The 13,423-nt window shown below is 35.6% G+C and carries 9 protein-coding genes; 6 read left to right on the forward strand and 3 right to left on the reverse strand.

The genetic code is table 11. The features are described 5' to 3' along the window. The first annotated feature begins 124 nt into the window (after positions 1-124). Complete coding sequence (locus K412_RS0111140; RefSeq protein ID WP_024833186.1) at positions 125-1,879, forward strand: CIA30 family protein; 1,755 nt, start codon at positions 125-127, stop codon at positions 1,877-1,879. Between the two features lie 185 nt (positions 1,880-2,064). Here K412_RS0111140 and K412_RS0111145 read toward each other — a convergent pair whose 3' ends face one another. After that, entirely contained in the window at positions 2,065-3,237 is a 1,173-nt protein-coding gene (locus K412_RS0111145; protein ID WP_024833187.1) for a dockerin type I domain-containing protein, read from the reverse strand. 412 nt (positions 3,238-3,649) lie between these two features. Between K412_RS0111145 and K412_RS0111150 the strand changes: the two genes are divergently transcribed. The 4 genes from K412_RS0111150 (at position 3,650) to K412_RS0111170 (ending at position 9,663) form a co-directional block, all read left to right on the forward strand. Further along, positions 3,650-4,003, forward strand: coding sequence for a DUF2200 domain-containing protein (locus tag K412_RS0111150; protein WP_024833188.1), 354 nt, complete (start codon positions 3,650-3,652; stop codon positions 4,001-4,003). 599 nt (positions 4,004-4,602) lie between these two features. Then, positions 4,603-5,880, forward strand: coding sequence for an endo-1,4-beta-xylanase (locus tag K412_RS20690; RefSeq protein WP_024833189.1), 1,278 nt, complete (start codon positions 4,603-4,605; stop codon positions 5,878-5,880). A 317-nt stretch (positions 5,881-6,197) separates the two neighbouring features. Continuing rightward, the gene (locus K412_RS0111165; protein ID WP_024833190.1) at positions 6,198-8,231 is read left to right on the forward strand and encodes a Na+/H+ antiporter; all 2,034 of its coding nucleotides are present in this window, start codon (positions 6,198-6,200) and stop codon (positions 8,229-8,231) included. Between the two features lie 121 nt (positions 8,232-8,352). After that, entirely contained in the window at positions 8,353-9,663 is a 1,311-nt protein-coding gene (locus tag K412_RS0111170; protein ID WP_024833191.1) for a DUF3237 family protein, read from the forward strand. Positions 9,664-9,838: 175 nt separating this feature from the next. On the opposite strand, the gene K412_RS0111175 is transcribed toward K412_RS0111170, so the two are convergent. Further along, the gene (locus K412_RS0111175; protein WP_024833192.1) at positions 9,839-10,606 is read right to left on the reverse strand and encodes an AraC family transcriptional regulator; all 768 of its coding nucleotides are present in this window, start codon (positions 10,604-10,606) and stop codon (positions 9,839-9,841) included. Positions 10,607-10,854: 248 nt separating this feature from the next. On the opposite strand from K412_RS0111175, the gene K412_RS0111180 reads away from it, so the two are divergent. Continuing rightward, a complete protein-coding gene (locus K412_RS0111180) occupies positions 10,855-12,273 on the forward strand; it encodes a family 43 glycosylhydrolase (RefSeq protein WP_024833193.1) in 1,419 nt (472 codons plus the stop codon). Between the two features lie 61 nt (positions 12,274-12,334). On the opposite strand, the gene K412_RS0111185 is transcribed toward K412_RS0111180, so the two are convergent. Continuing rightward, the gene (locus K412_RS0111185) at positions 12,335-13,333 is read right to left on the reverse strand and encodes a hypothetical protein (RefSeq protein WP_024833194.1); all 999 of its coding nucleotides are present in this window, start codon (positions 13,331-13,333) and stop codon (positions 12,335-12,337) included. Positions 13,334-13,423 lie beyond the last annotated feature (90 nt).

Consider the following 13,423-nt stretch of genomic DNA (forward strand, 5'->3'; position numbering starts at 1 on the left):
ATAAGAATTTTTATAAATTGAGTAATATAGTACAATTGAGTGCGATGTTAGAATTGAATTCAAAGATATGGGTTTATATAATTTAATTAGATAATATGTAAAATTTACACAGGAGGGAAATTTAATGAAAAAGGTTTTAGCACTGATTGTATTGTGCAGTATTATTATGAGTTTGTTACCTATGTCTGTCTATGGTGCCACCAGTTCACATGATATGGTAAAGAAGATGGGAATAGGAATCAACCTTGGAAATACCTTTGACGCACCAACGGAAGGGTCTTGGTCAAAGGCAGCTCAGGAGTATTATTTTGATGATTTTAAACAGGCAGGTTTTCAGCATGTGAGAATTCCAATCCGTTGGGATCAGCATACACAAGTAAACAGTCCTTATACAATTGATAGCAGCTTCTTAGACAGAGTCGAAGAAGTAATAAATTGGTCACTTTCTCGTGGATTTGTTACAGTAATTAATTCTCATCATGATACTTGGATTATGGAAAATTATAATCAGAATATCGGACGATTTGAAAGAATATGGCAGCAAATTGCAGAACGTTTTAAGGACAAGTCTGAAAATCTGATTTTTGAAATATTAAATGAGCCAAATGGTAATATAACAGATAGCCAGATAAACGATATGAACAAAAGAATTCTAAATATAATAAGAAAGACTAATCCAACTAGAAATGTAATTATCGGAGCAGGTTTCTGGAATAGCTATAATTCATTAAGTCAGCTGGAAATTCCAAACGATCAAAATCTTATTGCAACTTTCCACTACTATGACCCATATTCTTTCACTCACCAATGGCAGGGTACATGGGGAACAAAAAATGATATGGATGCCATAAATATGGTATTTAAACAGGTTAAAAAATGGTCAGATAAAAATAACATACCTGTGTATCTTGGAGAATATGGTGTAATGGGACATTCCGATAGAAATTCTGCTATAAAGTGGTGGGATTTTGTTAGCGACCAGGCTGCATCATATGGATTTGCATCCGGAGCTTGGGATAATGGAGTGTTTGGTTCTGTTGATAATGATATGGCATTTTATAATAGAGATACAAGACAATTTGATAGGGAAATCTTAAATGCAATATTAACTACTGGAACAACCTATGAATGGACTCCTCCAGCTGAAACAGAGCCAGATCCTCCTCATACACCTGCAACACCAGCTTATGGAGAAGAGCTTATTGAGGATTTTGAAGGTGCTTTGCAGTGGTCGGCATATTCCGGTGTTAATGCAACTGCATCCTGTAAGGTTTCTAGTGGTAAATCCGGTAACGGATTGGAAATAACATATGCAGGTTCATCAAATGGATATTGGGGTGTTGTGGACAACAAACATAGAAATCAAGATTGGGAGAAATGGCAAAAAATATCCTTCGATATAAAATCTTCAAACACAAATGAAATTAGACTACTTATAGCTGAGCAAAGTAAGATAGAAGGAGAAGACGGAGAACATTGGGTTTATGTCATAAAACCAAGTACTTCTTGGACTACTGTTGAAATTCCATTTTCAGCTTTTACAAAAAGAATGGATTATCAGCCACCTGCACAAGATGCCAGTGACACTTTTGACGTCTACAAAGTAGGCTCCTTACATTTCATGTATAGTAACGGTAATTCAGGTGTTTTAAATATTGATAATATTAAGTTGGTTGGCCTACCAGAAGAGCAAACTGGAGGAAAAATTGGAGATGTTAATGAAGATGGCAATGTTGATGCAATAGACTTTGCATTGCTAAAAAAATACTTACTGGATTCATCTATTAGCATAAATAAAGTGAATGCAGATATTAACTCGGATGGAGATATCAATGCCATTGACTTTGCGAAGTTAAAAATGATGATACTTGGAAATTAATTAAATAACACCAAAAGCTCTTAAGAGCTACATTTGAAAAAGTCGTAGGTATAATAAATAACCTACGACTTTTTTGGCGTGCGCCGTATATCCAGAGAAATTGGACTACGCCAGTCTGTACAGTGTGTTAAAATCTTATAAATATGGTAAATACAGATTGGAAGGTTCTTTTTTGCTAATGTCTTTTAGAAAGTTGTTATGACACCAAGCAGATACTTTTTCATAACTGCAAAGTCAAGAGCGTTAACTTCACCATTTTTGTCCACATCAGCATTTTTTAGAGCATCTCCCGTAAGAGGTGTGGTATTGAGTATATGCATTTTTAAGAGTGCATAATCTGTTGCGTCAACTGAACCATCGCCATTCAAATCACCTAAGATTTGGACTGGTTCTGCGACATCTTGAAATAAATCCGGTAATATATTATATATGTACTGATTAATATATCCCCACCAATGAGTACCACCATTAGCTACCATAAAATAGAAGTTTCCATTTTTGATATCTGATGAATATATGAAAGTATTTGTGTATTTTTTCATTGCTTCTATCTGTGGTCTCATATTAGGATATGCAATATCTTCACTGCCTGTAGCGCAGAACAACTTGAAGTCTTGAGGTGCTTTATAACCGGATTTACTTACAACATCTGCCAAGTACTGTGCTGTTTCTGCAGGTTTACTACTTCCAGCAGTTGAACCTAATGCCCAACAGTCACCACTTAAAGGTATAAAATATTTAATATAGTCAAGACAGTTAATAAATGTATACCATGTACATACTGAACCCATTGAGAATCCACCAAATGCCCTGTGCTCTCTGGAAGCTTTCATATCTGCAGCACTACTTGATTTTAGATATGTATTATATTTAGTTTCAACTAATGGAATAACTGAAGTAGTTAATTCTTGAGGGAAACCTGCAACATCATTATTACCTTTGTAGAATGAAGGTGTAACAAAAATAGCTGGTTTAATATCTCCCTTTTCAATCATATTATCAATGATTACTTTTAATTCCTTGTTCTGACCAGGTCCGCCGAATAATAAATTTTCATCTTCACCGCCACCGTGCATCAGATATACAACGTTATACTTCTTAGAAGTATCAGACTGGTTATAGCCGTAAGGAAGATAGACGTTAAAATACTTAGTATCATTACCCCATTTGTAACTTAACCTTTCAATAGTACCTTGCTTTGAACTATTCATTTTATATTCATTAGGAAGGGGTTTGTAAATTTTCTCAGTGGCATCAACTGCAGATACCGATGTATTAGCAGCAGCTACCATACTGAGAGTCATGATACTAGAAAGAATAAAACACAGGCTCCTTTTAAAACCTTTTTTCAATAACATGGATAAGTCCTCCTTAAAATAAAATAGAGTTTTTACTTCAAATTGAGTATTACCAAGGCTCAGAGTAAGTATATTTATCTGTTCTGAGCCCTTCTTTTGTAGATGAGAAAAATCCGCGCGGAAATGAAAAATTTTTCATATAATAATTATATAATATTTGAAAAAACTTTACACTAATAATTTACATTATATGAATCTAAAGGAAATAATTAAAAGGCTTCCCGAAGGAGTAAAATTAGAGGTTTTCAGCGAAGCTGGAAAGGTACTTTTGTAAGGCTGAACTCAAACAGTAGAATCAATGAAAGACCTGCAAAAACCATACAATGTATAAAAAGATAAACTTAACATACATTGATAAGTATATACTAAAGCAAGTAAGGCATTTAAAATATTAATACTAGGAGGAAAAGCAATGTCCAATCATAAAATTTATTCAATGAGTGTTGCAAGTGTCTATCCACTTTATATAGCAAAGGCGGAGAAAAAAGGGCGTACAAAATCCGAAGTTGATGAAATCATTCGCTGGTTAACCGGATATACGCAGGATGAGATAGAGGAACATTTAAATAAGCAAACAGACTTTGAAACATTTTTTAAAGATGCGCCTTTGCTAAACCCGTCACGAACCCTAATAAAAGGAGTTATTTGTGGTGTTAGAGTTGAAGACATTAAGGAGCCGATTATGCGGGAAATTCGTTATTTGGATAAACTGATTGATGAATTGGCAAAGGGAAAATCTATGGATAAAATCCTTCGAATGAAATAATTATGAATTACTTGCTAATTGGTCCAATAAAAAAAATAAAGGGATAATTTGAAATTGACTCCAAATATAGTATAATATAGTTATATATTTTAAAGTATTACTGGTAGTAGCATTTTCTAATCAAATTTATTTATTCGATGCATCGGATATTTAATCCAAACTAACAAACAAAACTCTTATCATTATGCCATCTTCCATAGCAGTAGAGAATACCCTGAAAATTGAAAGTCATGTTTCAAAAATGAGAATCAAAAGATGCGGATATTGCCGGTTAACCGGTCTTTTGTGAAATCTCAGTTTTGAATATAAATGAAAATTAAAGTAATGGAGGTGAATATTTGAGAAAATCTGTAAGTTATGTAGATTAATACCGGCAAAAAGTTATTTAACACAAGAGTAGCCTTGCAACCAGCGGTGGAAATATTGAGCTCCGTCTTGACAGCCTGAAGAAACATAAGCTTGGTATGATAATAAATTCGCTGCTGATATGTAATTGAATATAAATGGCGGTGGGACAAAGAAAACAGAATCTGGCATCGGTTAGCAAGGGCAGATAACGTTATCTGCACAAGTACTATATTAAAAAGGAGAGTTGATTTATGAGAAAAAACGGTTTTAAATCTTTATCAGTGGCGCTTTCTGTCTTATTGACAGTGCTGATGGTTTCTTCATCTACAGTTAGTGCCGCTACTCCTACAGGCAAAAGGTTAAAGGATGTTCAAAGCAAGGTTCTGGTGGGAACTGAATTCCCAAGTGGTTTTTCTACAATGTCAGATGCTTCCACATTTCTCGCAACTGCCACTCCAGAATTCAATCTGGTAACAGCAGAAAATTGTATGAAGTGGGATGCTTTGGAGCCTTCACAAAATCAATTTAATTGGAGCGAAGCAGATAAACTCATGAACTGGGCGAAAACCAACAATTATAAAGTTCATGGTCATACATTTGTTTGGCATAGTCAAGCTCCTGGTTGGATACAGAATCTTAGTGCCAGCGCTATGGAGTCTGCCATGAACAATCATATTGACAAGGTAATGGGACGCTATAAAGGTCAGATTGAAGTATGGGACGTAGCTAACGAAGTTTTTGAGGAAAACGGAAGCTACAGAAATTCCTTCTGGTATAGAACTATGGGTAAGAGCTTTATTGAAAAAGCATTTATTCGTGCTCGTGCTGCTGACCCTTCTGCAAAGCTGATATACAACGATTATAATCTTGAGTACACTGGTCCTAAGTCAAATGCTGCTTATGAGATGCTCAAAGATTTCAAGAGCCGTGGTATACCTGTAGATGGTATTGGTTTCCAAATGCATCTGGATATACAATACGCAATTGACTATAATGATTTTGCAAAGAATATGCAACGTTTCGCAGATTTAGGTCTTGAGATATACATAACTGAGATGGATGTACGTATATCAAGTAATGCTTCATCTTCAGAACTCCAAACTCAAGCAAGCTACTACAAAAATATTATCGAGAAATGTATGGCGCAGCCAGCAGTAAAAGCTATTCAGTTCTGGGGCTTCACAGATAAATATTCTTGGGTACCTCAAACATTCTCAGGTAGAGACAATGCTCTGCTCTTCGACAGAAACTATAATCCAAAACCTGCTTATTACGCAGTACAAGCTGCTCTCGCTACAGCTCCTGCACCAACAATAGTTTATGGTGACCTTGATGGTAGCGGCAGTGTTGATGCTATAGATTATTCACTGTTAAAACAATATCTGCTTGGTTCAATAACCAAATTCCCATCTGAAAATGGTTTGACTGCTGCAGATGTAAATGGCAGTGGAACAATTGATGCGTTAGATTTTGCTGTTATGAAGCAATATTTAATCGGACTTATATCAAAATTCCCTGCACAAGTGTAATCAAAGTTAATTAAAAATAAAAAGATATGCCAGTTTGCGAAAGCAGGCTGGCGTATCTTTTTTTTAATAATAAAATATTCACTTATGACTGTTTATAGCATAAGGAGGAATGATACTGAGAATAGAATGAGAGAAATGGGAGAAAATAAATGGATTCCAGAAGAAGGAATGGAGATTTTACAATGATAAATGAAAAAAGAGAGTTGTTACCAAAACAGAGTGAGAAACTTAAAAAAATTATGTTGCAGAAGCTATGAAAATAAAGGTAAAATTATTTCAAATTATTTAAATCGGGTTTTATACGGAGGATATTAATTGTGGATTTATTAACAATCATTTTATTATTAATGCTTGGATTACTTATATCTGATATTGTAAGTCATTATATTCCCTTCATCCCTACAGCTTTGACCCAAATTCTATTTGGGATAATTATAGCCTTTGCGATTGGGGATTATAATTTTGAAATTGGTGCAGAGTGGTTTTTGTTATTGTTTGTTGCACCACTATTGTATAATGACGGGCGCCATTTTTCCCGCACAGAATTATGGGGAATGAAGTCGCAGATTTTTGGAAATGCATTCATCCTTGTAATATTAACCACAATACTTGGGGGATATATAATTAACTTGCTTATACCCGGTATTCCGTTAGCTGTTACCTTGGCTCTGGCGGCAGTTCTTTCCCCCACAGACCCAGTAGCTGTCAATGGCATTGCTAAGAGGATAAAAATACCTGAAAAGGTGATGGTTCTTGTTAGAGGAGAATCACTTATAAATGATGCTTCCGGACTTGTAGCCTTTGAATATGCAATAGCAGCCGCTGTTACAGGTTATTTTTCTCTTCGAGAAGCCCTTTGGGATTTTTCCTATACATTACTTATTGGAGCTGTAGCAGGAATATTGCTAGGGCTGATTGTAACCTTTGTACGCTTCAGACTGCGCAAAAACGGTATAAATGATACGGTGTTCCATTCATTGCTGCAGATTTTGACCCCATTTGGAGTCTTTATAGTAGCCGAGGATATTCTCCACGCTTCGGGAGTTATCGCCGTTGTAACTGCCGGAATTATTCACTCCATTGTCAATGAACATACAGAAACATACATACCCGAAGAACAGTTGCTCACAGAAAATACATGGTCAATCGTATTGTTTGTCTTAAACGGATTTGTTTTTTTATTGTTAGGAATGAATATTCCAGCAGCGATGTTTGATACTATTTCAAACCCTGATATAGGCAATTGGCTGGCTTTGGGCTATGTTGTAGTTATTGGATTTGTAATTCTCGCCATTCGGTTTGTTTGGTCCTTTTTGAGCAAAGCTCACAGTTATTATTTTAGTAAAAAAAGTGATGTTGAAAAGCCAAAAGTAAGAGAAGCCCTGATTACAACCTTAGCAGGTGTGCGCGGTGCAGTAACCATGGCAGGAGTCCTTACAGTGCCTGCTTTTTTAGGAAACGGAGAAGTATTCCCATCACGTTCACTGCTTCTATTTATAGCTGCAGGAGTAGTTCTCCTGTTGTTAATTCTTGCAACGGTATTTTTGCCATTGCTCTGTAGAAAGGAAGAACTCTCCGAAGATAAAGGGAAGCATGAGGATTTGACCTGGGCGAAGAATAGGCTTTTGCTGACGGCAATTAAAAAAATTAAAGCAGAAACAAATGAGGAAAATGAATTGGCGGCCTCAGAATTAATACACGAATACACCGTCAGTTTTCAGAGAAATCTTTCGGGACAACAATCTGATGAACAGCAGGCTGAATATTATAACAGGAAAATAAATGAAGCCCGCTTACTTGCCATAAACCTTCAAAGAAAGTATATCAATACTCTTTTGGCTAATGACGAAATAGACATAAATGTTTTCGATACAATAACCAAATTTTTGAATCTTCGAGAAGAAACTTTGGATAATAATTTTCGGTTCTCCACTACAGTTTTTTTAAAACGAGCCATGGGTGATTTTCGTCGATTAGGTGTGAAAAAGCACATTTCCAGAGGTAGCGGTTTTAATAATTTACATTTTGCAAGAGATATCCAAATTAAGGCTATAAGTGTAGCGATTAAGGGGTTAGAGGAATATGCAAAAACACAGGAACAGCCGGAATATGTTTATGCCGTGCTTCTGGACTATGAAAAAATTCTGCAAAGATTAAAGCATACAGGTGAAAGTTATAATGAAAGTCTTGAAAGCAAAAAGGAAGAATTGCGTTTTGAGGTAATGGACGCGGAACGCTCTGAAATACGCAGAATGTATGAAGATGGCGAGATAAACGCAGAGCAGGAGAAAGAACTAAGGAGATTTACCAATTATATAGAGAGTATCGTTTTATATGAACATAACGAATAAAGAGTAGATTTATATTAAATCCTTCCTACGTTTTAAACTAATTTATGAATTTCCAAAGTATTTACTATTTACCAATAATAGGATAATATTTAATAAAATTAGTAAGTAGAGGAGGATTTATATGCTTAAAAAGACATTATTACTAGCCCTTGTGATTAGTAATATAGTTGTTTGGACAATGACTTCGGGAACATCGGCTGGGGCGCAAACAGTAAACCCTAGAGATGGGGAAACAGATTCGGTGACATCATCAGCTACAGGTTATGTTAAATATGGTGATGTTAATATGGATGATACCGTTGATTCTGTGGATTTGGCATTATTAAAGGCTTATCTCTTAGCAAAATCAAGTACTCTGCCCAATGTTACAGCGGCGGATGTTACAGGTGACGGTACCCTTGATGCACTTGATTACGCTATACTTAAAAAGTATCTTTTGGGCCTAATTACTACACTGCCTGCTGATTCAGCAGATAGCAGTGATAAGATTCTTATTCCTCATGAATCATGGACGTGTGGAATGGCTAATGGAATACCTAAGCCTGAAAACGGTGTTCTTGTATTTGAAGCTACCATGAAGTTGCAGAATAGTTACGATTTAGGAAAAACCCAATATGGACAGAGAAAGGTTTTGGTAGTTCAAAATGGTAGCATAACAGGTAACAAAATACAAGGCTCTGTAATGTCCGGAGGACTTGATTTTCAGCTGACTCTTTCAAATGGCGCAATGGAAATAGAACAATTATTAGTGTTAAAAGCCAATGACGGAAGTTATATTTATCTAAGAAGTGCTGGAACAGCCATTAACCAGAATGATGTGAGGATGGTTTGGGATTTTGAGGCTCCCAACTCAAGTTCATACAATTGGCTTAACTCCGGAAAATATGCGGGCAGACGTGTTATAGACTCGGCAGCCGGAACAATGAAGATAAGTGTTTATGACGTATCTGGTATAAACTTTACACCGGATTCCACAAACTCAATAAAAGTAACTGAGCCCAGTGATGTGCCAGACCAACCTTGGGACTTTAGAAAGGCATCTTCTGAGAGAAAAGGTAATATATTTATAACTGAGTCAGTTAGCCTTGGGGCGAGTCAATCGGTAGGAGCAAGCAAGAAAGGGAGCAGAAATATTATTCCTATAACTGGTGGAACTGTAAGCGGAAATTTAACGGCTAAGATTTTACCGGCAGGTGCCGATTATCAGAACCTAGCGAATCCTATGACAATCGATGCAAGATATCTTTGGCAAACTAATGACGGAGAAATTATTATTGTGCGAAATGGGGGACAATTTGGATCTCTTGTACCTACATTTGAAGTTCGTGCAGACAGTAAATACTCATACCTGAACCAAAAGCTATATTTGAGCTCAGATCCCGGCGGTGGAGCAGGTGGAGTAACAATTACATTTTATGAAAGTATAAAGTAATATAAACGCTGGTTGACTAAAAAAACGGGGCTGTTGCAAAATAATTCTTACCTTTCTTAACATGTACGTGAGTAAAAATTTATCAATGAAAAGCATTGATATAATTTTATACGGAAGTACAAGTGCTAAAACAGTAAGTTATTGTTTTGCAACAGCACCACTTTTTTTGTTTTTGTCAGCGTTTTATTGAGTTTCGGAAGGTACCAGGTGAAAGACCAGTGATTTTATGAAACTGCCTGACAAAATGTTCTACGTTGTTATATCCGCAAAGAGTTGAAATTTCTGCGATGGTATGGGGACTATGAATAAGTTGGTCTTTTGCAAAACGAATACGGCAATTTATTACGTCTTTCATGCAGGAAATCCCAAATGTCTCTTTATACAACGCTTGCAGATATCCTGGGCTTAAATGAAGGCTTTCTGCCATGGCAGGAACGCTCCAAGGAAACCCCGGATTGTTATGAATCTTCCTTCGTAAATCCAATATTGATTGAAATTGACTGAAGTTTTTCGTATATTTGGAGGCTTCGTGGAGTTTAATAAACAGTACTTTAAGTAAATAGTCAATAGTAAGTTCTCTGTAGCTGTTGCTCAATGTATTTTCTGCTACAAGTAACTGAAACAGCTTGTGGCAATATCCGGGATCGGATAAAGGGAAAGGGATACCCAGAGGGATTGCAGTATCAATGAGGTATGGCTCGGCGGAATCAAAGCGAACCCAATCGTTAACATATTTATCTGAGCAGGCTCGGTAAAGAATTTTGTGATGTGGAGGGTATAAAACAGCACTGTTAGCAGGATATTCTATCATTTCTCCATTTACCCAAAATTGTGCTGGAGTTTGTGTAAGAACCAACAACCAACAATCATGGCCTTTTGGCATATCAAAAACAAAATTTTCAGGGTGAGTAGCATCGTACTCCACATAGTATATATGAGCCATTTCTTTCTCCAATCTTAGAATAAATCAATTTTATATTAGTATAAATCATTGTTTTATATGATTCAATATTTTACAATTTTATTGATACAGCTGTGTATATTATACGTATTGCATATTGATAATAGATACCAAATACTTTTGGGGTTATTTGAAATTATCAATTAGAGTAGTACGGTTGTTATATATAGTTATAACAAAGTGCAAATAAATAGTAGTAAAAATCATAGCAAAGGAAGGTAAATATTATGATGGAAAAAAAGCAAGGTGTAAACCCATATCTCCCGTCATGGGAATATGTTCCTGACGCAGAACCCCATGTTTTCAATGGCAGAGTCTATGCTTACGGCTCTCATGATCGTTTTAACGGTTATGCATACTGTTTAAATGACTATGTATGCTGGTCGGCACCAGTAGATGATTTGTCTGATTGGCGGTACGAAGGTGTGATTTATAAAAAGACAGATGATCCTCAGAATCCTGACGGGAGTGCGTGTCTTTATGCTCCTGATGTTACTCAAGGGCCTGATGGACGCTATTATCTATACTATGTACTCGATAAAGTATCCGTTGTTTCAGTAGCAGTTTGTGATACTCCTGCAGGTAAGTATGAATTTTATGGATTTGTACATTATTCCGATGGAACACGCCTGGGTGAAAAAGAAGGAGACCAGCCTCAATTTGATCCAGGAGTATTGACAGAAGGAGATAAAACATATCTCTATACCGGATTTTGCGGAAAAGGTGATAAATCAAGGAAAGGGCCTATGGCAACAGTACTTGGTCCAGATATGCTTACGATAATTGAAAATCCGGTGTTTATAGCACCAAGTGAACCATACAGTGCAGGTAGCGGATATGAAGGACATGAGTTCTTTGAAGCTCCTTCCATACGCAAGAAAGGGGATACCTATTATTTCATTTATTCCTCAATTGTTTACCATGAATTGTGTTATGCTACCAGCAAATATCCCACAAAAGGTTTTACTTACGGTGGAGTAATTGTGAGCAACAGTGATCTTCATATTGACACTTACAAGCCGGCTGAAAAACCTATGTTTTATGGTGCTAACAACCATGGAAGCATCTGCGAAATCAATGGTCAGTGGTACATTTTTTATCATAGACATACCAATGGAACTAATTTCAGCCGTCAAGGCTGTATTGAGCCTATTTCTATTCTTGAAGACGGCTCAATTCCACAAGTGGAAATGACTTCTTGCGGCCCAAATGGAGGCCCGCTTGTAGGACGTGGAGAATATCCTACTTATCTGGCATGTAACCTGTATTACAAAGAGGAATCCATATATACGGACTGGACCGGAGCATGGATGGATCATCAGTTCCCTAAGATTACCCAGGACGGAAGAGATGGAGATGAAGAGATTGGCTATATTGCTAATATGAAGGATTCTGCTACAGCCGGATTTAAGTATTTTGACTGTAAGGGTATCAAGAAAGTAAAAATTAAGGTTCGAGGTTATTGTATAGGCGAATTCGAAGTAAAAACTGCCTGGAACGGTGCGGTTCTTGGAAAGATACCAGTGGAGTTTTCTAACATATGGAAAGAGTATTCTGCTGATATTGTGATACCTGACGGAGTAAATGCTTTATATTTCACCTATACTGGGTCAGGAAGTGCAAGTTTGGCTTCTTTTACACTAGAATAAAAATGTGTCTACATTAAATTTTTTAAAGGGCAATATGAAGATAAGCTAAAACAGATTTAACTTATAAATCTCCCAATAAATCTTCTATTGCCTTTTTTTCAATTTGATACATTTTAGGCAAAGAATCAATTATATAGTTTAAATGTTTTTTGTTTTTAGTAGAATTATATTTCATTATGATATTTCGCATGTTTAAAGATTTCTTTTCTAATTCACCAAATATGGAAGTTATATCATTATTAGAATTGATGTACTTATTTTCTGCTAAATATTCTAGACGAGATACCATGGCTTTTTTATGTTCATAAAGCAAATGAAAATGTTTAATGTCACATACTTTTCCAGAATCATCATTAAGTATATTCTGGTAATATTTTATTAACTCATCATATACTGAAATTCCGCATATACCGTTATTGGGTTTACCTATTAGGCGGAAGTTTTCAGATGTGTTTTTAGAAAATAAATAATCAGTTAATAGATTTTTAACATTCACGATATCAAATTCATATGATGGTCTATATGATTTACTATCTTTCGCTTTCATTAATATGAAATCATTGGTTTTGTTAATAGAATTTAAGTAACTTGTTTCAAATTCAGAAAAACTTACACATGAGGGACTATATTTTAGCTCTTTATTAAAGCCTATTACATTAAATACACTTTTATCTGAATCAAAGCCATAAATCATAATTTCGTGTCTGAAATGTATTTTTCGTTCGTAGGATATTCTATCAGGTATGTAATATTCATCAGTATATGTCATTACATAATACCCGAGACTTATACTGTTTTTTATAAGATCAATGACATTTATATTGGACTTGTATATAAATTCTAAATCCAGCCTTTCATAATCTAGCAAAGGACATAAGCTACTGAAACCGCTTATTGGGTATGTAAGGAAGTTTAAAGTATTACCATTGATGAAATATTCCAATTGAATATAATTACTATAAAACCAAGCATTGAAATCTTTGTGGCTCATTGCCACTGTTAGCGGATAGGCATGATGTAAATAACAATTTATGGGTGGATTGTGAAGTTCCAATTCCATATTTATTACCTCGATTCAATATATTACATATAAAGTAATATAATAATGGTATTGAGACATAATTGACAATAATATACATAAAATACAATA

Source organism: Ruminiclostridium josui JCM 17888, from assembly GCF_000526495.1.
Classification (GTDB): domain Bacteria; phylum Bacillota; class Clostridia; order Acetivibrionales; family DSM-1351; genus Ruminiclostridium; species Ruminiclostridium josui.